This is a genomic window from Streptomyces sp. NPDC002754, from assembly GCF_053592315.1.
In genome coordinates this window covers 141,717-162,705 of record NZ_JBSFVM010000010.1, presented here as the reverse complement: position 1 = coordinate 162,705, position 20,989 = coordinate 141,717, and the positions used below count along the sequence as shown (strand labels likewise).

The 20,989-nt window shown below is 69.0% G+C and carries 20 protein-coding genes and 1 riboswitch; of the genes, 13 read left to right on the top strand and 7 right to left on the bottom strand.

Annotated features, from left to right (window positions below; genetic code table 11):
• Window positions 1–44: 44 nt before the first annotated feature.
• Entirely contained in the window at window positions 45–974 is a 930-nt protein-coding gene (locus ACWD2L_RS21980; protein WP_351342174.1) for a 1-aminocyclopropane-1-carboxylate deaminase/D-cysteine desulfhydrase, read from the top strand.
• On the opposite strand, the gene ACWD2L_RS21975 is transcribed toward ACWD2L_RS21980, so the two are convergent.
• Window positions 953–2,551 carry a Na+/H+ antiporter gene (locus tag ACWD2L_RS21975; RefSeq protein WP_351342176.1) on the bottom strand — a complete coding sequence of 533 codons (1,599 nt, stop codon included), beginning with the start codon at window positions 2,549–2,551 and terminating at the stop codon, window positions 953–955. The genes ACWD2L_RS21980 and ACWD2L_RS21975 overlap by 22 nt on opposite strands.
• A 51-nt stretch (window positions 2,552–2,602) precedes the next feature.
• Here ACWD2L_RS21975 and ACWD2L_RS21970 point away from each other — a divergent pair, with 51 nt between their 5' ends.
• From ACWD2L_RS21970 to ACWD2L_RS21960, 3 genes are all read left to right on the top strand, one after another.
• Entirely contained in the window at window positions 2,603–2,863 is a 261-nt protein-coding gene (locus ACWD2L_RS21970; protein ID WP_351342178.1) for a UBP-type zinc finger domain-containing protein, read from the top strand.
• Window positions 2,864–3,128: 265 nt separating this feature from the next.
• Window positions 3,129–3,542 carry an ATP-binding protein gene (locus ACWD2L_RS21965; RefSeq protein WP_351342180.1) on the top strand — a complete coding sequence of 138 codons (414 nt, stop codon included), beginning with the start codon at window positions 3,129–3,131 and terminating at the stop codon, window positions 3,540–3,542.
• A complete protein-coding gene (locus ACWD2L_RS21960) occupies window positions 3,539–4,582 on the top strand; it encodes an RNA polymerase sigma factor SigF (RefSeq protein WP_351342181.1) in 1,044 nt (347 codons plus the stop codon). The genes ACWD2L_RS21965 and ACWD2L_RS21960 overlap by 4 nt, the downstream gene beginning before the upstream one ends.
• A gap of 78 nt (window positions 4,583–4,660) precedes the next feature.
• On the opposite strand, the gene ACWD2L_RS21955 is transcribed toward ACWD2L_RS21960, so the two are convergent.
• Window positions 4,661–5,104 (bottom strand): hypothetical protein, encoded by a 444-nt coding sequence (locus ACWD2L_RS21955; RefSeq protein WP_351338932.1) that lies wholly within the window; start codon window positions 5,102–5,104, stop codon window positions 4,661–4,663.
• 128 nt (window positions 5,105–5,232) lie between these two features.
• Here ACWD2L_RS21955 and ACWD2L_RS21950 point away from each other — a divergent pair, with 128 nt between their 5' ends.
• Together ACWD2L_RS21950 and ACWD2L_RS21945 are read left to right on the top strand one after the other, a co-directional pair.
• Window positions 5,233–6,201 carry a diacylglycerol/lipid kinase family protein gene (locus ACWD2L_RS21950; protein WP_351338935.1) on the top strand — a complete coding sequence of 323 codons (969 nt, stop codon included), beginning with the start codon at window positions 5,233–5,235 and terminating at the stop codon, window positions 6,199–6,201.
• Between the two features lie 319 nt (window positions 6,202–6,520).
• Window positions 6,521–6,778: a WhiB family transcriptional regulator gene (locus ACWD2L_RS21945; protein ID WP_016639615.1), complete on the top strand. Its 258-nt coding sequence runs from the start codon at window positions 6,521–6,523 to the stop codon at window positions 6,776–6,778.
• Window positions 6,779–6,984: 206 nt separating this feature from the next.
• Here ACWD2L_RS21945 and ACWD2L_RS21940 read toward each other — a convergent pair whose 3' ends face one another.
• On the bottom strand, window positions 6,985–8,451 hold the full coding sequence (locus tag ACWD2L_RS21940; protein WP_351339033.1) for a sensor histidine kinase: 1,467 nt from the start codon (window positions 8,449–8,451) through the stop codon (window positions 6,985–6,987).
• A 481-nt stretch (window positions 8,452–8,932) separates the two neighbouring features.
• Between ACWD2L_RS21940 and nagB the strand changes: the two genes are divergently transcribed.
• Window positions 8,933–9,718 (top strand): glucosamine-6-phosphate deaminase, encoded by a 786-nt coding sequence (gene nagB / locus ACWD2L_RS21935; RefSeq protein WP_351338938.1) that lies wholly within the window; start codon window positions 8,933–8,935, stop codon window positions 9,716–9,718.
• A 109-nt stretch (window positions 9,719–9,827) separates the two neighbouring features.
• On the opposite strand, the gene ACWD2L_RS21930 is transcribed toward nagB, so the two are convergent.
• From ACWD2L_RS21930 to ACWD2L_RS21915, 4 genes are all read right to left on the bottom strand, one after another.
• The gene (locus ACWD2L_RS21930) at window positions 9,828–11,318 is read right to left on the bottom strand and encodes a glycoside hydrolase family 3 protein (RefSeq protein WP_351338941.1); all 1,491 of its coding nucleotides are present in this window, start codon (window positions 11,316–11,318) and stop codon (window positions 9,828–9,830) included.
• Window positions 11,319–11,327: 9 nt separating this feature from the next.
• The gene (locus ACWD2L_RS21925) at window positions 11,328–12,215 is read right to left on the bottom strand and encodes a carbohydrate ABC transporter permease (protein ID WP_351338944.1); all 888 of its coding nucleotides are present in this window, start codon (window positions 12,213–12,215) and stop codon (window positions 11,328–11,330) included.
• On the bottom strand, window positions 12,212–13,210 hold the full coding sequence (locus ACWD2L_RS21920; protein ID WP_351338947.1) for a carbohydrate ABC transporter permease: 999 nt from the start codon (window positions 13,208–13,210) through the stop codon (window positions 12,212–12,214). Before ACWD2L_RS21920 ends, ACWD2L_RS21925 begins: the two co-directional genes overlap by 4 nt.
• Window positions 13,211–13,295: 85 nt before the next feature.
• On the bottom strand, window positions 13,296–14,600 hold the full coding sequence (locus ACWD2L_RS21915) for an extracellular solute-binding protein (RefSeq protein WP_351338950.1): 1,305 nt from the start codon (window positions 14,598–14,600) through the stop codon (window positions 13,296–13,298).
• A gap of 341 nt (window positions 14,601–14,941) precedes the next feature.
• On the opposite strand from ACWD2L_RS21915, the gene ACWD2L_RS21910 reads away from it, so the two are divergent.
• The 6 genes from ACWD2L_RS21910 (at window position 14,942) to ACWD2L_RS21885 (ending at window position 20,782) form a co-directional block, all read left to right on the top strand.
• The gene (locus tag ACWD2L_RS21910) at window positions 14,942–15,706 is read left to right on the top strand and encodes a GntR family transcriptional regulator (RefSeq protein WP_351338953.1); all 765 of its coding nucleotides are present in this window, start codon (window positions 14,942–14,944) and stop codon (window positions 15,704–15,706) included.
• A gap of 129 nt (window positions 15,707–15,835) precedes the next feature.
• Window positions 15,836–17,977 (top strand): carbon starvation CstA family protein, encoded by a 2,142-nt coding sequence (locus tag ACWD2L_RS21905; protein WP_351339035.1) that lies wholly within the window; start codon window positions 15,836–15,838, stop codon window positions 17,975–17,977.
• Window positions 17,946–18,149 (top strand): YbdD/YjiX family protein, encoded by a 204-nt coding sequence (locus tag ACWD2L_RS21900; RefSeq protein ID WP_351338955.1) that lies wholly within the window; start codon window positions 17,946–17,948, stop codon window positions 18,147–18,149. Before ACWD2L_RS21905 ends, ACWD2L_RS21900 begins: the two co-directional genes overlap by 32 nt.
• A 126-nt stretch (window positions 18,150–18,275) precedes the next feature.
• A complete protein-coding gene (locus ACWD2L_RS21895; protein ID WP_351338958.1) occupies window positions 18,276–18,551 on the top strand; it encodes a DUF3311 domain-containing protein in 276 nt (91 codons plus the stop codon).
• Window positions 18,548–20,176: a monocarboxylate uptake permease MctP gene (gene mctP, locus ACWD2L_RS21890; protein WP_351338961.1), complete on the top strand. Its 1,629-nt coding sequence runs from the start codon at window positions 18,548–18,550 to the stop codon at window positions 20,174–20,176. Before ACWD2L_RS21895 ends, mctP begins: the two co-directional genes overlap by 4 nt.
• Window positions 20,177–20,281: 105 nt before the next feature.
• Window positions 20,282–20,782, top strand: a complete 501-nt coding sequence (locus ACWD2L_RS21885; protein ID WP_351338964.1) for a GNAT family N-acetyltransferase — start codon at window positions 20,282–20,284, stop codon at window positions 20,780–20,782.
• Between the two features lie 51 nt (window positions 20,783–20,833).
• Window positions 20,834–20,964, top strand: a riboswitch (cobalamin riboswitch).
• The last annotated feature ends 25 nt before the right edge of the window (window positions 20,965–20,989 follow it).

Below are 20,989 nucleotides of genomic sequence, written 5' to 3'. Positions count from 1 at the left end.
CGCCGCGCGGGCGGGGACCCGGCCGGGTGTCCGACAATGGCCGGGTGTCCCGCCCCATCGGCCCCGGCCTTCGTCCGCGTCTCCCGTCTCCCCTCGTGGAGGCCGGGGACGAGCGCTTCGCGCGCCACGGCGTGCGGCTGCTGCTCAAGCGGGACGACCTGATCCACCCGGACCTGATCGGCAACAAGTGGCGCAAGCTCGCCCGGAACCTCGACGCGGCGGCGGCCCAGGGCCGCGGACTCGTCACCTTCGGAGGCGCGTACTCGAACCATCTGCGGGCCACGGCCGCGGCGGGCCGGCTCCTCGGCCTGCCCACCATCGGCGTCGTCCGCGGCCAGGAACTCGCCGACCGCCCGCTCAACCCGTCCCTGTCCCGCTGCGTGGCCGACGGGATGCGCCTGCACTTCGTCGACAGGTCGACGTACCGACGCAAGACCGATCCCGACGTGCTGGACGGGCTCCTCGACGCCGCCGACGCCGGGGACGCGTACGTGGTGCCCGAGGGCGGCAGCAACTCCCTTGCCGTTCAAGGCTGTACGGACCTCGGCCTGGAGCTGCGCGACCACGCGGATGTCGTCGCGCTCGCCTGCGGCACGGGCGGCACTCTCGCGGGGCTCGCCGCCGGACTCGCCCCCGGCCAGCGCGCCGTGGGCGTCGCCGTCCTCAAGGGCGGATTCCTCAAGGCCGACGTCCGCGCTCTGCAGGAGGCGGCTTTCGGCGGCCCGCGGGGCTCGTGGCGGGTGGAGGACCGGTTCCATTTCGGCGGCTACGCGCGCGTGCCCGAGGAACTCGCGGCGTTCGCCGAGGACTTCGAGGCCCGCCACGGGGTGCCAGTGGAGCACCTCTATGTCGCCAAAGCGCTGTACGCACTTGTCGCTCTCACGCAGGAGGGCGCGTTCCCCCGCGGCACGACGCTCGCGGCGGTGATCACCGGCGCCCCCTTCGAAGGCGCTCAGTCGTCGACCTCGCGATAGGCGGCGGCCTCCTCCAGGTCCAGCTTGCGCAACATCGTCCGCAGCATCTCGTCGTCGATCCGCCGCTCGTCCCGCATCCGTACGAAGACCTCGCGCTCGGCCGCGATCGCCTCCCGCGCGAGTCGGCGGTACGTGTCGTCGGCGGACTCCCCGGTCACCGGGTTGGACTGCCCGAGCCGCTCCCACACCGAGTTGCGGCGGCGCTCCAGAACGGTGCGCAGACGGTCCTGGAGGGGGGTGGGCAGCGTGTTGCGCTCGTCGCGCATCAACTCCTCCACGCGCTCCTCCGCGGCCACGGAGGCGGCGTTCTGCGCCTGCGCCTCGGCGAGCGTCTCGGCCTGCGTGTCCCGGCCGGGCAGCTTGAGGAGCTTGATGAGCGGCGGCAGCGTGAGCCCCTGGACGACGAGCGTCCCGATGACCGTCGTGAAGGTCAGGAAGAGCACCAGGTTGCGCGAGGGGAACGGCTCGCCGTCCTCCGTGACCAGCGGGATGGAGAACGCGATGGCCAGCGACACCACGCCCCGCATGCCGGCCCAGCTCACGACCAGCGGCCGCTTCCAGTCCGTGTCGCTCTCGCGCGCGCGGATGCGCGACGACATGCACAACGGCAGATAGGTGGCCGGATACGACCAGACGAAGCGGATGACGACCACGAAGACGAACACCCCGACCGCGTACCAGACGGCCTGCCACACGCTGTACTCGCCGAGCCCTTCGAGGACGAAGCGCAGTTGGAGGCCGATGAGCGCGAAGACCGACGACTCCAGGATGAACGCGACGACCTTCCACACCGCGGCCTCCTGAAGCCGTGTCTCGAAATCGACCTGCCAGGAGCGGTGCCCCAGGTAGAGCGCCACCGTCACGACGGCGAGCACCCCGGAAGCGCCCACCTGTTCCGCGACCGCGTACGCGACGAAGGGGATCAGCAGGGAGAGCGTGTTCTGCAGCAGCGCTTCCTTGAGGTGCGTGCGCAACCAGTGCAGCGGCACCATCAGCAGCAGCCCCACACCGACCCCGCCGACGGCCGCCACCAGGAACTCCTGGATGCCGCCCGCCCAGCTTGCGCCCTCACCCACCGCCGCGGCGAGCGCCACCTTGTAGGCGGTGATCGCAGTCGCGTCGTTCACGAGGGACTCGCCCTGCAGGATCGTGGTGATCCGGGAGGGCAACCCCACCCGCCGGGCGATCGCCGTGGCGGCCACCGCGTCCGGCGGCGCGATCACCGCCCCGAGGACGAGCGCGGCCGTCAGCGGCAGGTCCGGGATCAGCTCGTACGCGAGCCAGCCCACCGCGAGCGTGGCGAACAGGACGTAGCCCACGGAGAGCAGCGCGACGGGCCGGATGTTCGCCCTCAGGTCGAGGTAGGAGCTCTCCAGGGCGGCGGTGTGCAGCAGCGGAGGCAGGATCAGCGGCAGCACCACATGTGGGTCGAGCACGTACTCCGGGACCCACGGCACGTAGGACGCCATCAGGCCGATGGCGACCAGGAGGAGCGGTGCGGGCACGCGCGTCCTGCGCGCCGCCCCCGCCACAGCCGCACTCGCGGCGACCAGACCCACCAGAGGCAATACGTCCATGACCCGCCTTCCACCGCCCTGCTCCGCCCCACCCGTCGTAACCTGGCCATCATGAACGAGTGCTCGCACGTCGCCGCGTTGCCGCACCCCGAGCCCGCACCTCTGAGCGAGACCTGCTTGGAGTGCCTGGCCGTCGGCAGTCACCCTGTGCAACTACGGCTGTGTCTGGTCTGCGGTCACGTCGGCTGCTGCGACTCGTCGCCGTACAGGCATGCGACGGCTCACCACACCGAGACGGGACATCCGGTGATGCGCACCTTCGAGCCTGGTGAGAGCTGGCGTTGGTGCTTTGTCGACTCGATTCTCGTCTGACCCGGCGGATCCCGGGCCCTTCCGGGGTTCGATCCACTGGCGCCTGGGTACGTCAAACCGGCGCCCGCTCTTTCCAATTGAGCCCGCACACCCTCTAGCCACTGTCCGTACCCGTAGGCTTACTATGAGTGACAGCACTGGGCCGGGGGTCCCCGGGACAGGAAAGTCGGGCGCGCGGTAGCGTCACCGCAGATATATGTGGCGCATCACCCGGGGGACGACACCTCCGGAGCCCGAAAGTGCTTGTACCACCTTGGAGGTGAGGGTGTCCCAGATCGCAGGCGAGCCCGGGAATCAGGACTTCGTGGAAGTCCGGCTGCCGGCTGCGGGTGCCTACCTGTCGGTGCTGCGTACGGCGACGGCCGGCCTCGCAGCGCGTTTGGACTTCACCCTCGACGAGATCGAGGACCTTCGCATCGCTGTCGACGAGGCCTGCGCGATCCTGCTTCAGCAGGCCGTCGCGGGCTCCGTGCTCAGCTGTGTGTTCCGGTTGGTCGACGACTCCTTGGAGGTGACGGTCTCCGCGCCGACGACCGACGGCCGGGCCCCTGAGCGCGACACCTTCGCGTGGACGGTGTTGTCGGCCCTCGCGGGCCAGGTCGACTCCACAGTGGCCGAGGACAAGACCGTCTCCATCAGCCTCTACAAGAAGCGCGGCGCGGGCCCCGGCCCGACGTGAGGAACGGGGACGATCCGGTGCGGGACGACAAGCGCGGCACACGGGATCTCCCGGCCGACGGCACGGGCGGGATGCAGCGGCCGACCACCGGCATCCCCGAGCAGCAGGCCCTGCCGCACCCGGAGGACCCCGTGGACACGGCGGACCCGACGGCCGGCGCGGCACAGGAGGCAGCGCCGACCTCGGGAGCCGGACTTCGCGGGGGCTCAGGGAGATCGGACGCGCGACGGGCGGGATTGATGAGCGACCACGAGCGACACGGTGATCGGCACGACCGACACGATCCACGGGACCGCAGCGCTGCGCGGGCGATGTTCATCGAGCTGCGCACCATGCATGCCGACAGCCCGGAGTACGCCGAGCTGCGCAATCAGCTCGTGCGCATGCATCTGCCACTGGTCGAGCACCTGGCGCGCCGCTTCCGCAATCGCGGCGAGCCGCTGGACGACCTCACCCAGGTCGCGACGATCGGCCTCATCAAGTCGGTCGACCGCTTCGACCCCGAGCGGGGCGTGGAGTTCTCCACGTACGCGACGCCGACGGTCGTCGGCGAGATCAAGCGGCACTTCCGCGACAAGGGCTGGGCCGTGCGCGTACCGCGCCGTCTCCAGGAGCTGCGTCTGGCCCTGACGACGGCGACCGCCGAGCTGTCCCAGCTGAACGGCCGCTCCCCCACGGTCCACGAGCTGGCCGAGAAGCTGGGCATCTCCGAGGAGGAGGTCCTGGAGGGCCTGGAGTCGGCCAACGCGTACTCCACGCTGTCCCTGGACGTCCCGGACACGGACGACGAGTCCCCGGCGGTCGCGGACACGCTGGGCTCCGAGGACGAGGCGCTGGAGGGCGTCGAGTACCGCGAGTCCCTCAAGCCGCTCCTGGAGGACCTGCCGCCGCGCGAGAAGCGCATCCTGCTGCTGCGGTTCTTCGGGAACATGACGCAGTCGCAGATCGCCCAGGAGGTCGGCATCTCCCAGATGCACGTCTCCCGTCTGCTGGCCCGCACGCTGGCCCAGCTCCGGGACAGGCTCCTCGTCGAGGAGTGACCCACGTACGCACACGGGAAGGCGCCCTACGCGGATCCGCGTAGGGCGCCTTCCCGTTACGGGCTTGCGGCTTGCGGGCTACTGCGAGGAACCCGGCGTACGGATGCCCAGCGCGCGCGTGGTCTCTTGGTTGACGAGCAGCACCAGCGAGGCGATCGACACGGCGGCGAGCGCGATGCCGCCCCCGATGGCCATGCTGTCGGCCTGCAGCAGCGTGTAGGCGACCGGCAGCGCCATGATCTGCGTGATGATCGCGGGGCCGCGGCTCCAGCGCTTGAGGGCGAGCAGTCCGCGCGCGGCGAACAGCGGCAGCAGCGCGAGGACGATGAGCGTGACACCACCGGTGGCGGCCTGCTCCGGGTTGTCGGGGTGCCCGGCCAGGCCGGCGACCAGCATGTAGGCACCGCCCACGACGAGCGCGAGCCCTTCGAGTCCGGCCAGGGCCGCGGCGGCGGTCAGCCGGCCGGGTCGCGGGCCGTTTTCTTCGGCGGGTTCGGGGGCGGGGTTCTGCTCTGAGGTCACCTTTGCAGAGTAACCGCCTGCCGACGCCGCCCCGAAGCCCGGACCCCGCGGGCGGAATGCGTGCGAACCCTTACCCGATGCCCACCTCGGCCTGGGCCCGATCAAGGGCGCTGGGTACGCTGCCTTGCATGCGTGCACTTCTCGTCATCAATCCGGCGGCAACCACCACCAGCGCGCGCACGCGTGATGTGCTGATCCACGCCTTGGCGAGCGAGATGAAGCTCGAGGCCGTCACCACCGAGTACCGGGGCCACGCGCGCGACCTCGCCCGGCAGGCCGCGGAGAGCAAGGACATCGAGATGGTCGTCGCCCTCGGCGGCGACGGCACGGTCAACGAGGTCGTGAACGGCCTGCTGTACCACGGCCCCGACCTCGACCGGCTGCCCGGCCTCGCCGTCGTCCCCGGCGGCTCCACGAACGTCTTCGCGCGCGCCCTCGGCCTGCCGAACCACCCCGTGGAGGCCACAGGGCAGCTCCTGGACGCCCTGCGCGAGGGCCGGCAGCGCACGGTGGGCCTCGGCCTCGCCTCGGGCACCGCGGGCACGGAGGACGAGGGCGTGCCGTCCCGCTGGTTCACGTTCGCCTCGGGCCTCGGCTTCGACGCGGGCGTGGTGGGCCGGGTGGAGCAGCAGCGGGAGCGCGGCAAGCGTTCGACACATGCCCTGTACGTGCGACAGGTGGTGCGCCAGTTCCTCGGCGAGGCCGACCGCCGGCACGGCACGATCACGCTCGAACGGCCGGGCGAGGATTCGGTCACCGATCTCGTCGTCTCCATAGTCAGCAACACGTCGCCGTGGTCCTTCCTGGGCAACAGGCCGCTGTATCCGACGCCCCAGGCGTCCTTCGACACCGGCCTTGACGTGCTGGGACTCAAGAAACTCTCCACTCCCGCGGTGGCCCGTTACGGCTCCCAGCTGCTCGCCTCGTCGCCCGAGCGCGGTCCGCACGGCAAGAACGCGGTCACGCTCCATGACCTGACCGACTTCACCTTGCATTCCAAGGCTCCGCTGCCCCTTCAGATGGACGGTGACCACCTGGGACTGCGAACCAGCGTGACGTTCACAGGCGTACGCCGTGCACTGCGTGTGATTGTGTGAGTGGAAGAGACTAAAGTCCTTCATCTCGAACGTTTGGGCCAGCATCCACCCCATGGAAGTACGGCTGTGACCTAGCCGACACCGAGGAATCAAAAAAAACTTTCCGGAAGGGGTTGTATCCGCCGCCGAGGTTTGCGAATCTCTACATGGCGCTCGGGACGGCCCGGAACATCGGCCCCACAGAGAGCCCGAAACCCCTCCTCAAAGCAACGGACCATCGTCGCATATGTGACGTTCGGCCCTTCACTTGTCGGGGGATTCGTGAAAGCGTTCACATTCACAAGCAACTTGCACGTAATACCAAGGAGAGGTAGCAGCCATGGACTGGCGTCACAACGCCGTTTGCCGCGAGGAAGACCCCGAGCTCTTCTTCCCCATCGGCAACACCGGTCCTGCGCTGCTGCAGATCGAGGAAGCCAAGGCCGTCTGCCGCCGCTGCCCCGTCATGGAGCAGTGCCTGCAGTGGGCGCTCGAGTCCGGCCAGGACTCCGGCGTCTGGGGTGGCCTCAGCGAGGACGAGCGCCGCGCAATGAAGCGCCGCGCCGCTCGCAACCGGGCCCGTCAGGCCTCCGCCTGATTTTCCACCCCGTTCGAGCCTGAGCCCGGCGGCGCGTACATCGAGTACGCATCTCCCGCCCCCGAGCCGCAGCGCGCAGTACCCCCGATGCTCCCCAGGCTCAGCCCGGGACACAGCCCGGGCAACGAGACGAACAGTGAGCCCCGGACCGTTCAATGGTCCGGGGCTCACTGCTGTTCGCGCACTGCCGTTCGCGCCTCGTACGGCTATTTGCTGCTGCGTACGGGAATGTCGAGGATGACCTGTGTGCCGCGCTCCGGTGCGGGCACCATGTCGAACGTTCCGCCCAACTCGCCCTCCACCAACGTACGTACGATCTGCAGACCCAGGTTCCCCGCGCGCTTCGGGTCGAAGCCCTCGGGCAGACCGACGCCGTCGTCCTGGACGGTGACCAGGAGCCGGGCCTCCTTGCTGGTGCCGCCGCGCACGGCCGAGACCTCGACCGTGCCGGTGTCGCCCTGCCGGAAGCCGTGCTCCAGCGCGTTCTGCAGCACCTCGGTGAGGACCATGGACAGCGGGGTCGCCACTTCGGCGTCCAGGATGCCGAAGTGGCCGGTGCGCCGGCCCGCCACCTGGCCCGGTGAGATCTCCGCCACCATGGCGAGCACCCGGTCGGCGATCTCGTCGAACTCCACGCGCTCGTCCAGGTTCTGGGAGAGCGTCTCGTGCACGATCGCGATGGAGCCGACGCGGCGGACCGCCTCTTCCAAGGCCTCGCGTCCCCGGTCGGAGCCGATGCGGCGGGCCTGGAGGCGGAGCAGGGCGGCGACCGTCTGCAGGTTGTTCTTCACCCGGTGGTGGATCTCCCGGATGGTCGCGTCCTTGGTGATCAACTCGCGTTCACGGCGGCGCAGTTCGGTGACGTCGCGCAGCAGGACCAACGAGCCGATGCGCGCGCCCTTGGGCTTGAGCGGGATCGCGCGCAGCTGGATCGAGCCCTCCTCGCCCTCGATCTCGAACTCGCGCGGCGCCCAGCCGCTGGCCACCTTGGCGAGCGCCTCGTCCACCGGGCCGCGCGACGGGGCGAGTTCGGCCGTCGTCGTACCGAGGTGGTGGCCGACCAGATCGGCCTGGAAGCCCAACCGGTGGTACGCGGACAGGGCGTTGGGCGAGGCGTACTGGACCACTCCGTCCGCGTCGAGCCGGATCAGGCCGTCGCCCGCGCGCGGGGAGGCGTCCATGTCGACCTGCTGGTCCGGGAACGGGAAGGTGCCGGCCGCGATCATCTGCGCGAGGTCGGAGGCCGACTGCAGATAGGTCAGCTCCAGGCGCGAGGGCGTCCGGACGGTCAGCAGGTTGGTGTTGCGCGCGATCACGCCGAGGACCCGGCCCTCCCTGCGTACGGGGATGGACTCCACCCGCACCGGGACCTCCTCGCGCCACTCGGGGTCGCCCTCGCGCACGATGCGGCCCTCGTCGAGCGCGACGTCCAGCATCGGGCGGCGGCCGCGCGGGACGAGGTGGCCGACCATGTCGTCCTGGTAGGACGTCGGTCCCGTGTTGGGCCGCATCTGGGCCACGGAGACGTATCGCGTGCCGTCGTGGGTGGGAACCCACAGGACGAGGTCGGCGAAGGAGAGGTCGGAGAGCAACTGCCACTCCGAGACCAGCAGATGGAGCCACTCGAGATCGGAGTCACCGAGGGCGGTGTGCTGGCGGACGAGATCGTTCATGGAGGGCACGAGCCGAGCTTAACCGGCGGGTGGCGCCGCCCCGAAAAGACCGACGGGCCGCGGCGCCGGGGGTCGGGACCCTCAGCCCTTTCCCTGGCACCGCAGCCCTTCAGGTGCATCGGCTTCCAGGTGTGCGGTCCCGGCTGCCGATCGAGGATCCGACGCGGTCAGGGCAGAGAGCGTCGGTTCCTCTGTCCGTCCTCCTGTGCGGGGAGGGCGGAAGCCTCAGTTACGCATTGTGGACTAGACCATTCTCCCCTGTCTATGTGTCGGCAGAGGTTACTTCTCGTATGTACCTCTGCACGAGCGCCGGAGCGGGATGGTTCATTTCGCCGCCTCGACGTGCCGAGGCCCGGCGCAGCGCCGAGCATGTACGAAAGGAGCCCGGAAGGGCCTGACCGACCGGGGTTCGCTTTGCTAGATTGGTCTAAACCACACGGCGCGTTTTCCCGTCCCCTCTGACCAGAACGGCAGGCCCAGCGTGGAAGTTGTGATCGTCCCGGACGCCAAGGCAGGCGGCGAGCTGATCGCCGAGGCCATGGCGCAGTTGCTGCGGCGCAAGCCCGACGCGCTGCTCGGTGTGGCCACCGGATCGACTCCGCTGCCCATCTATGAGGCGCTGGCGGCCCAGGTGCGCGCCGGTGCGGTCGACGCGTCGAAGGCGCGGATCGCCCAGCTCGACGAGTACGTGGGGCTGCCGACCGGACACCCGGAGTCGTACCGGGCGACGGTGCTGCGGCAGGTCGTCGAGCCGCTCGGTCTCGGCGAGGCGGCGTTCATGGGGCCGGACGGCAGCGCGGCGGACGTGCAGGCCGCGTGCGAGGCGTACGACAGCGCGCTGGTCGAGGCCGGGGGCGTGGATCTGCAACTGCTCGGGATCGGGACGGACGGGCACATCGGGTTCAACGAGCCGTGCTCCTCGATCGCCTCGCGGACCCGGATCAAGACGCTGACCGAGCAGACCATCGCGGACAACGCGCGGTTCTTCGACGGCGATCTGAGCCAGGTCCCGCGGCACGTGATCACGCAGGGCATCGGGACGATCCTGGAGGCGCGGCACGTGGTGCTGCTCGCCACCGGCGAGGGCAAGGCCGACGCCGTGGCGGCGACCGTCGAGGGCCCCGTCGCCTCCGTGGTGCCGGCCTCCGCGCTGCAACTGCACCCGCACGCGACCATCGTGGTCGACGAGGCCGCCGCCTCAAAGCTGAAACTCGCGGACTACTTCCGCCACACCTACACCAACAAGCCGGAGTGGCAGGGACTGTAGGCCCCCATCAAGCCCCTGCGGCGTTTGAGCAGGTCTTTTAAGCCCCGCTCTTGTGACGAGAGCCAGCGGGGTCCGGGGCGGAGCCCCGTGGCCCCGCCCCCGGGTGGGCTCACACCCCCGTGATCGCCTCCGCCGCAGCGACCCCACACACCCGCGCCGCCCCATACGTGGCCACGTGCAACGCCCCACGCGGCGCCGCCTGTGGCACCCCCATCTCCACGACCACCGTGTCAGGACGCGCGCGCAGCAGCTCGTCCAGGGCCCGGCCCATCCACGGATGCCGATGCTCGTCACGGACCACCGCCACCACTCGCCGCTCCTCCGCGGCAGCCAGCACGGCGGAGCCCGCGTCCGGCCCGGTGTACGAACCCGTGGTGGTTCCGGGCAGCAGGCGTTCGAGCTCGGCGGCGACACCCCAGGGCGTCTCGTCGCCGACCGCGATGTTGGCGACGGCCGAGAAGGCGGCCACGTGCACGGGGCCCGTCACCGGGGTCGCGTGCTCCCCGCGCGTCACCGTGACCGCGCGTCGCGCCGCCACCAGGCCGACCTCCGGGTCCCGCGCCACCGCTCCCGCACCGCCGCGGCCCGACGCCGCCGTCCACTTCGACAGCGCCCGCACCCGCGCTGCCGCGTCCGCGAGCCGCTCCTCCGGAAGTTCGCCGGCGCGCACCGCCCCCACGAGGGCGTCGCGCAGCCGCAGCACCGTGTCGTCGTCGGCGAGCCCGCCGCCCACGCAGATGGCGTCGGCGCCGGCCGCGATGGCGAGGACGCTGCCGCGCTCGATGCCGTACGTACCGGAGATCGCCTTCATCTCCATGCCGTCCGTGACGATCAGGCCCTCGTAGCCGAACTCCTCGCGGAGCAGACCCGTGAGGATGCGACGCGACAACGTTGCCGGGTACTCCGGGTCGAGCGCGGGCACCAGGATGTGCGCGCTCATCACGGCCCGCGAGCCCGCCGCGATCGCCGCCCGGAACGGCGCGAGGTCCCGGGCGTGCAGCACGTCCAGGTCGACGTCGATGCGCGGCACGTCGTGGTGCGAGTCGACCGCCGTGTCGCCGTGTCCCGGGAAGTGCTTCGTGCAGGCGGCGACGCCGGCGGACTGCAGGCCCTCGACGTACGCGGCGGTGTGCCGGGCCACCAGCGTGGTGTCGGCGCCGAAGGAACGCACGCCGATCACCGGGTTGTCCGGGTTGGCGTTGACGTCCGCGGACGGCGCCCAGTTGAGGTTGACCCCGCACTCGGCGAGGCGGCGGCCCAGCTCGGCGGCGACCGAGCGGGTCAGCGCCGCGTCGTCGACCGCGCCGAGCGCGTGGTTGCCGGGGAAGGAGGAGCCGGTGCGGACCTCGAGGCGGGTGACGTCGCCGCCCTCCTCGTCGATGGCGACCAGGACGTCGCCGCGCTCGGCGCGCAACTGGGCGGTGAGGGCGGCCAGTTGCTCGGGGCCCTCGATGTTGCGGCCGAAGAGACCCACCGAGGCGAGCCCCTCGTCGAGGCGTCGCAACAGCCAGTCGGGGGCCGTCGTCCCGGTGAAGCCGGGTTGCAGCACCGTGAGGGCGTCCCGTGTGAGGGTGTCGGTTCCACGTGTCAGTGTCGTCATCGTGCGGCGTTATCCCTTCACGGCGCCGGAAGTGAGACCTGTGGCCATCTTCTTCTGAATGAACATGAAGAAGACCACCACCGGCAGAGCGATCATCGTGGACGCGGCCATCAACGCGCCGTAGTCGGTGCCTCGTTCGGTCGTGAACGTCATCAGCCACACGTTGAGTGTGTACTTCGAGTCCTCGTTCATCAGGATGTACGCGAACAGGTACTCGTTCCACGCGTTGACCAGGGCGAAGATCGAGGAGGCCGCGAGGCCGGGGGCGAGCAGCGGGAAGACGACGCGGCGGAACGCGCCCATCCGCGTACAGCCGTCGACCATCGCCGACTCCTCCAGTTCCACGGGGATGTTGACCACGAAGCCGCGGATCATCACCGTGGCGAAGGGCAGCGTGGAGACGAGGTAGACGACGATGACGCCCCAGTACTCGTTCAGTCCGCCCATCGCGTTGAGCTGGGTGTAGATGGGGATGAGCATCGCGGTCGGCGGCAGCATCTGGACGAGGATCAGCACCATCAGGAGTGCGCGCCGGCCGGTGAAGCGGAAGCGCCCGACGGCGAGCGCCGCGAGGGTCGCGATGATCATGCCGCCGACGACGGCGGTGATCGAGATGATGAGGCTGGACTGGATCGCGGTGCCGAAGTTCGGCTGCTTCACCGCGCGGGCGAAGTTGTCGAAGGTGATCGACGACGGCCACAGCGTCTGGTCGTAGGAGCGGATCTCGTGGTTGGGCCGCAGCGCCGAGATGATCAGCCAGTAGACCGGGAAGGCCATCACGACGGCGATGACGAGCCCGAGGACGTTGTAGCCGAGCCTGGTCTTCTTGCGGTCGGGGCGCAGGTCGGGGCGCAGCCCCTGCTTCACCGGGGTGACCGGAGCTGTGGAGGCGCTCATTCGACCTCTCCTGTCTTCATGAGCTGACGCAGGTAGTACACGGCCACCCCGGAGAGCAGCACCACGGTGACCAGGGCGATCGCGGTGCCCTGGCTGAAGGACGTCGACGTGAACGCCTTGGAGAAGGAGTACAGGCCGAGCGTCTCGTAGTCCGGTTCCGGCTTGTTGCCGCGCAGCAGCCAGATCTGCCCGAAGACGTTGAAGTCCCAGATCACCGAGAGCGTGGTGACCATGATGAAGACGGGCTTGACGACCGGCCAGGTGACGAAGCGGAAGACGCCGAACGCGCTGGCGCCGTCGAGCTGGGCGGCCTCCTCCAGCTCCGCGGGCACCTGGGTGAGGGCCGCGTACAGGGTGATGACGACGAAGGGGACGGCTCCCCAGATGACGAGCGCGGCGATGACCGCGAAGCCCTGCATCGGGTCGAGGAACCAGTTGTGCCCGAGGAAGTCGTCGCCCGCCACCTTGGCGATGAGCGTGTTGATCAGGCCGTAGTCGGAGTCGGCCAGCCACCGGAAGATCGACGCGGCGACGAGCAGCGGCATCGACCAGGCGGCGATCAGCGCCGTGGTGAGCGTGAGCCGCACCCACGTCGTCAGGCGCATCATCAGCAGCGAGATCAGCAGGCCGACCGCCATGGTGAGCGAGACGCAGACCACCATGAAGACCACCGTGCGGACGGTGACCTGCCAGAACTCCGCGTCGCCGAGGATGTTGGTGAACTGGTCGAAGCCGACCCACGGCGGGCTCTCCCCCGTCCACAGCTCGCGGCGCCCCATGTCCTGGAAGGACATGATCACGGTCTTGACCAGGGGGTACGCATAGACGGCGGCCAGCGCGACGATCGCCGGCAGGATCAGGAGATAAGGGAGCGTCGCCCCCTTCTTCCGCTTCGGGCGGCCGGCGCCCGGGGGCTGCTGCGCGGGTGGTCCCCCTTCCGGGGTGTCCGCTGCGCTGAGCGGCGGCCCGGCGGCCTTGGTGTCGGCGGCAGTCACGTGGCTGACCTTTCTCGTTCTCGGCGAACGTTGGTGAGGCGGGGCCGCTCGATGCCGGCCCCGCCCTCCCCGGAGCCCGTCAGGCTCAGGACTCCTTGTTGATCAGCTCGTCGATCTTGGCGTCGGCCGTCTTGGCGGCCGTGGCCACGGACTTGCCCTTGAGGATGTCGAGAAGCATGTTCTTCAGGACCTCCTCCTTCTCGATCGCGGTCCAGCCCGGTGCGATCGGCGTGAACCAGGCGCTCTCCACCGCGTTCGCCGCGGCCTCCGTCTCCGCCTTCTCCTTCAGCGGCTGCAGCTGCTTGGTGTTGCTGGGCAGCACGTTCTTGGAGGTGAGGACCTCCTGGGACTTCTCGCTCGTGAACATGGAGATCCAGTCCTCGGCGAGGTCCGCGTTCTTCGACTTCTGCGTCACCGCGAGGTCGGAGCCGCCGACGAAGGACGGCAGGGTCTTGCCGTTCGGGCCCGGCATGGAGGCGACGGCGATCTTGTCCTTCAGCTTCGGGTTGCCGTTGGCCTTGCCGTCGATGACGGAGCCGGCCTCCCAGCCGTTGCCGTACAGGACGCCGGCCTTCTCGTTGGCCATCACATTGGCGTGGTCCTGCTCGTCCTTGGTGATGTCGCCCTTGTTGTACTTCTTCACCAGGTCGATGAAGTGCTGGATGCCTTCCTGCGACTTGGCGTCGGAGAGGGTGCCCTTCCACTTCTTGGTGCCGTCGTCGTACGACGCGATCTGACCGCCGTACGCCTTGACGTAGGACATGGCGGCGTACCAGTAGCGGCCCGGCAGGTACAGGGACGAGAAGCGCTTGTCCTTGGCGCCCTGCTTCGCCGTCTCCTTGTCCATCGCCTTGAGGAACGCGGTCTCGTCGGTGGGCAGCTCGGCGGAGCCGGTGGCCGACTTCAGCATGTCCTTGTTGTAGATGGCGACGCGCGCGCTGGAGTAGTACGGGACGCAGTACATCTTGCCCTCGAAGGAACAGGTGTCCGCGAGGCCCTTGATCCAGGAGTCGCTGTTGTCGTACTTCTTCGGGTCGATCTCGGCGAGCGCCCCGTTGAGGATGTACTGCATGGTCTCGGTGTTGCCGAGCTCGACGACGTCCGGGAACTTGTCGCCACCCAGGGCGGTGTCGAGCTTCTTGGCCTTGTCCGCCCACTGCTGGTACGAGACGTTGACCTTGACCTTCGGGTACTTCTTCTTGAACTGCGCATTGACGTCCTTGACCAGACCGGGCCAGGTGCTCTGCGCGTCGACCATCAGCCAGACCGTGACGTCGCCCGTGCGGTCCTTCGGGTCCTTGCCCGCGTTGCTGTCGCTCCCGCCCCCACAGGCCGCGACCGCGGACATCATGGCCGCGACACCAACAGCCGCTATGAGCTTGCGCTTCATGTCACCCTCCTCAGGGATGCCTGCAACCCCCCACCCACAGCGATGACATACGGCGCGAACACGCCTTCGTACGCGGATACGGCTGATGGGACTGGGACCTGATCTTTAATGGTGTAGACCAGTACGGGGAGCTTGGCCCAGACCAATAGGGCTGTCAAGAGTGGCCGAGAGAGGTCTCCGCGTCCGTTATCGGAACGACACCCGGGCCGCATCCGCCAAGCAGGGCAAGGGCGTTGGCCACCTGCGAATACCCTCGGCGGGTGGACTAGACCAGACGGCCACCGGGCGGTATAAGGAGGGGTCACGGAGTCGCATCGGCACCGGAGCCGGGAAGGCGGAGCATGAGCACCGACGTCAGCAGTGCGGAGAACGAGAGCGGGGCGCCCGTCCGCACCGCACGCGTGCCCAAGTACTACCGCCTCAAGAAACATCTGCTCGACATGACGGAGACGCTGCCGCCCGGCACCCCGGTCCCGCCCGAGCGCACGCTCGCCTCCGAGTTCGACACCTCCCGCACGACCGTCCGGCAGGCCCTTCAGGAGCTCGTCGTCGAGGGCCGGCTCGAGCGGATCCAGGGCAAGGGCACCTTCGTCGCCAAGCCCAAGGTCTCCCAGGCGCTCCAACTCACCTCGTACACCGAGGACATGCGGGCGCAGGGCCTGGAGCCGACCTCGCAGCTGCTCGACATCGGCTACGTCACCGCCGACGACTCGCTCGCGCACCTGCTCGACATCTCCGCCGGCGGCCGCGTCCTGCGCATCGAGCGGCTGCGCCTCGCGAGCGGCGAGCCGATGGCGATCGAGACCACGCACCTGTCGGCCAAGCGCTTCCCCGCGCTGCGCCGCAGCCTCGCCAAGTACACCTCGCTCTACACCGCGCTCGCCGAGGTCTACGACGTGCGCCTCGCCGAGGCCGAGGAGACCATCGAGACCTCCCTCGCGACGCCGCGCGAGGCGGGCCTGCTCGGCACGGACGTGGGCCTGCCGATGCTGATGCTCTCCCGCCACTCGATCGACGGCTCGGGACAGCCGGTGGAGTGGGTCCGCTCGGTCTACCGTGGCGACCGCTACAAGTTCGTGGCGCGACTCAAGCGGCCCACCGACTGACACCGCCGACCCGCCCTCAACTCCCTTGCCCCATAACGGAGTAGACGCTTTCCCGCACGCGGTGTAGCGCAGCTCACATTCTCTGGCTTACGGTCCTCCCGTCGTCGCATGGACGGGGAGGACACACCGGTGCGTACCGCTTCTCCTAGAACCATCATTCTGTGGACCGTCGTCGCCCTGGCGGGCGCGGCCGGCTGGTCCGTACTCGCGCTCTCCCGCGGCGAGGAGGTCTCCGCCGCGTGGATGGTCGCCGCCGCCCTCGGGTCGTACGCCATCGCCTACCGCTTCTACGCGAAGTTCATCGCGAACAAGGTGCTGAAGGTCGACGCGAAGCGGGCCACGCCCGCCGAGCGCCTTGGCAACGGCATGGACTTCCACCCCACCGACCGCCGCGTGCTGCTTGGCCATCACTTCGCCGCCATCGCCGGGGCTGGCCCGCTGGTCGGACCCGTGCTCGCGGCGCAGATGGGGTATCTGCCGGGCACCATCTGGATCATCGTCGGCGTGATCTTCGCGGGCGCCGTGCAGGACATGGTCGTGCTGTTCTTCTCGACGCGGCGCGACGGGCGTTCGCTCGGGCAGATGGCGCGCGAGGAGATCGGCCCGTTCGGCGGGGCCGCCGCCCTGGTCGCCGCCTTCGCCATCATGATCATCCTGCTCGGGGTGCTCGCCCTGGTCGTGGTGAACGCGCTCGCCGAGTCGCCCTGGGGCACCTTCTCCATCGCGATGACCATCCCGATCGCGCTGCTCATGGGCTTCTACCTGCGCGTGCTGCGCCCCGGACGGGTCTCCGAGGTGTCGCTCATCGGCGTCGCGCTGCTGTTGATCGCGCTCATCGCCGGTCGCTGGGTCGCCGAGTCCTCGTGGGCGGACACCTTCACGCTGGCGCCGTCGACGCTCGTGATCTGGATGGTGATCTACGGGTTCGTCGCCTCGGTCCTGCCGGTGTGGATGCTGCTCGCGCCGCGCGACTACCTCTCCACGTTCATGAAGCTCGGCACCATCGCGCTGCTCGCCATCGGCGTCGTGGTCGCGCTGCCGACGCTGAAGATGGACCCGGTCACCGACTTCGCCTCGCGCGGCGACGGACCGGTCTTCGCGGGCTCGCTGTTCCCCTTCGTCTTCATCACCATCGCCTGCGGCGCGCTCTCCGGCTTCCACGCGCTGATCTCCTCCGGCACGACGCCGAAGATGATCCAGAAGGAGACGCAGGTCCGGATGATCGGCTACGGCTCCATGCTGATGGAGTCGGCCGTGGCCGTGATGGCGCTCGTCGCCGCTTCGATCATCGACCCGGGCCTGTACTTCGCGATGAACGCGCCCGCCGGAGTCATCGGCGACAGCGTGCAGTCCGCGTCGCAGGCCGTGGCGGGCTTCGGATACTCGATCTCACCGGCGGAACTCGCGCAGGCCGCGAAGAACGTCGAGGAGGCGAGCCTGCTGTCCCGTACGGGCGGCGCGCCGACCCTCGCCGTCGGAGTCTCGGAGATCTTCTCGCAGGTGACCGGGGGCGGACTGCGCGCCTTCTGGTACCACTTCGCGATCATGTTCGAGGCGCTGTTCATCCTGACCGCGCTCGACGCGGGCACGCGCGTGGGCCGCTTCATGCTCCAGGACATGCTCGGCAACGTCTACAAGCCGTTCAGGAACATCAGTTGGAAGCCGGGGCTCCTGCTCACCAGCGCCGTCGTCGTCGGCCTGTGGGGATACTTCCTGTGGATCGGCGTGCACGAGCCGCTCGGCGGGATCAACCAGCTCTTCCCGATCTTCGGCATCTCCAACCAGCTGCTCGCCGCCGTCGCCCTCGCCGTCTGCACGACGCTGCTCGTGAAGTCGGGGCGGCTCAAGTGGGCCTGGATCACCGGGATCCCGCTGATCTGGGACACCGTCGTGACGCTGACCGCCAGTTGGCAGAAGGTGTTCTCGTCCGATCCGCGCGTCGGCTTCTTCCAGCAGCGCTCCAACTACCAGGACGCCATCGACGCCGGAAAGGTACTGCCGCCCGCGAAGTCCATGGACGACATGCACACCGTGGTCACCAACTCCACGGTCGACGGCGTCCTCACCGCCGCGCTCGCCCTCCTCATCGTCGTGGTGGTTCTCGACGCGCTACGGGTATGTGTGAAGCACGTACGGAACCCGCAGTCGTCCAAGCTGAGCGAGGCGCCGTACGTCGAGTCCACGCTGGTGGCACCGGCCGGACTCGTCCCCACGCAGGAGGAGAAGGCGGAGGCGCGCGATGCCGGCGTCGGCAGTTCTACGGGTGGCTAGGTATGTGCGGTGGTTCGTCCGGGAGTTGACGGACGAGAGCGCGTACGAGCGGTACGTGGCGCACGTCGGGGAAACCCACCCCGGTGCGCCCGTGCCGTCCCGGCGCGACTTCGAACGCATGCGGACGGACCGGCAGGAAGCGGATCCACGACAGGGGTTCCGCTGTTGCTGAACGGGCCCGCGTACCCATCCGTTATCCGGACAGGGGTTCCGTAGATCAAGACTCTCGCTTAGATTTCCCGCACGTTAAGCATGAGATAAGTGGGATCTCTGATCAGCGAGGGGAACGGAACCGCGAATGTCCGATGCGCCGCCTGAAGTGAAACAACCGGTGGTCACGCCGGTCCGCGTGATCATTGCACTGTGTCTGGTCGCACCGTTCGTCGCGATGCTCTGGGTCAGCTCCTACGCCAAGGTCGAACCGACCCTCATCGGCGTCCCGTTCTTCTACTGGTACCAGATGCTCTGGGTGCTCATCTCGACCGCGCTCACCATGCTCGCGTACAAGCTGTGGCAGCGCGATCAGCGCGCCCGTGAGACCTCTCAGGCTTCCCAGGAAGGGGCGGGCGCGTGAACGGCGGCGTCAACGGTGTCGCGCTCACCGTCTTCATCATCTTCTTCGTGGCCGTCACGGTCATGGGCTTCCTCGCCGCGCGCTGGCGGAAGGCCGAGAACGAGGCGTCCCTGGACGAATGGGGCCTGGGCGGCCGCTCGTTCGGCACCTGGGTCACCTGGTTCCTGCTCGGCGGCGACCTCTACACCGCGTACACCTTCGTCGCCGTGCCCGCGGCGATCTACGCGGCCGGCGCCTCCGGCTTCTTCGCGGTGCCGTACACGATCCTGGTGTACCCGCTGATCTTCACGTTCCTGCCGCGCCTGTGGTCGGTCTCGCACAAGCACGGGTACGTGACGACGTCCGACTTCGTGCGCGGACGCTTCGGCTCCAAGGGCCTCTCGCTCGCGGTCGCGGTCACCGGCATCCTCGCCACGATGCCGTACATCGCACTCCAACTGGTCGGCATCCAGGCCGTTCTCGACGTCATGGGCGTCGGTGGGGGTGAGGGCACCAACTGGTTCGTCAAGGACCTGCCGCTGCTGATCGCCTTCGGCGTGCTGGCCGCGTACACGTACTCCTCGGGCCTGCGGGCGCCCGCGCTGATCGCGTTCGTCAAGGACGGCCTGATCTACCTCGTGATCGCGGTCGCCATCATCTACATCCCGATCAAGCTGGGCGGCTTCGAGCACATCTTCGCCGCGGCGAACGACAAGTTCGACGCCGCGAACGACGCGGCGGGCAAACCGGTCGCCGGGCTCGCGCCGGGCTCCTCGGGCACCTGGACGTACGCGACGCTCGCCATCGGGTCCGCCCTGGCGCTGTTCATGTACCCGCACTCGATCACGGCGACGCTCTCGTCCAAGAGCCGCAACGTGATCCGTCGCAACACCACGATCCTGCCGCTGTACTCGCTGATGCTGGGCCTGCTCGCGCTGCTCGGGTTCATGGCGATCGCGGCCGGAATCAAGGTGCAGAACGGGCAGTTGGCGATTCCGCAGCTGTTCGAGGACATGTTCCCCGACTGGTTCACGGGCGTCGCGTTCGCGGCCATCGGCATCGGCGCGCTGGTCCCCGCGGCCATCATGTCCATCGCCGCCGCGAACCTGTTCACGCGCAACATCTACAAGGACTTCATCAAGCCGGACGCGACGCCCGCGCAGGAGACCAAGGTCTCCAAGCTGGTCTCGCTGCTCGTGAAGGTCGGCGCGCTCGTCTTCGTCCTGACCATGGACAAGACGGTCGCCATCAACTTCCAGCTGCTCGGCGGCATCTGGATCCTGCAGACCTTCCCGGCCCTGGTCGGCGGCCTGTTCACGCGCTGGTTCCACCGCTGGGCGCTGCTCGCCGGCTGGGCCGTCGGCATGGTCTACGGCACGCTCGCCGCGTGGGGTGTCGCGTCGCCGACGCAGAAGCACTTCGGCGGCTCGTCGGCGGAGATCCCCGGCATCGGCGAGATCGGCTACATCGGCTTCACGGCGTTCGTCCTCAACATCGTCGTCACCGTCGTCCTGACCTTCGTCCTCAAGGCGGTCAACGCCCCGGACGGCGTCGACGAGACGACCGCCGAGGACTACACGGCCGACGCCGGCGACAAGGGCGTCAAGCGCGACCTGCCGACGGTCGGCGCGGGCGCTGGTCACTAAGCACGCCCTTCCGTACGTGTGTCGGGCCCCTCCGCTTCGGAGGGGCCCGACACATTTTCCGGAAAGCGTTGCGGCCACGGCCCGGGGTCGCGTAACCATGGCGTCGTGATCAGAACAGTGCGCCCCGATGAATACGCCGTACTGGGCGAGTTGAGCGCCCGCGCCTACCTGGGCAGCGGCCTCCTCGCGTTCGGCGAGGACGACTGGTACGCCGCAGAACTGCGCGACGTCGAGAAACGCGCCGGTCAGGCCGAAGTGCTCGTCGCCGAGGACCCCGACGGCCGCGTCCTCGGCGGCGTCACCTACGTCCCCACGCACGACCACCCGTACGCGGACCTCGCGCGCCCCTCGGAGGCCGAGTTCCGGATGCTGGCCGTCGACGTGGAGGCGCGCGGGAAGGGCGTCGGCGAGGCGCTCGTGCGGGCCGTGATCGACCGGGCCCGGTCAGCCGGGAAGTCGGCGGTGGTGCTGTGCACGCAGCCGCTCGCCACCGCCTCCCACCGCCTCTACGAGCGCCTCGGCTTCACCCGGATCCCGGACCGCGACTGGTCGCCGATCCCGGAAGTGACGCTGCGGGCGTACGAGTTGAAGCTGGCGGCAGACTGACGGTTCGGTCGGCCGACACAACATATGGGGCTGAAGCGAAAGCCCGACACAACATGTATGCTCACTCTCGCTGTCACCACAGGGGAATCCGGTGCGAATCCGGAACTGTCCCGCAACGGTGTGCGTAGGCGTACAAAAACGCCCGCGTGAGTCCGATGACCTGTCGACGGCACGCCCGAGCCGACCGGCCCGGGCGTCGAAGACGTC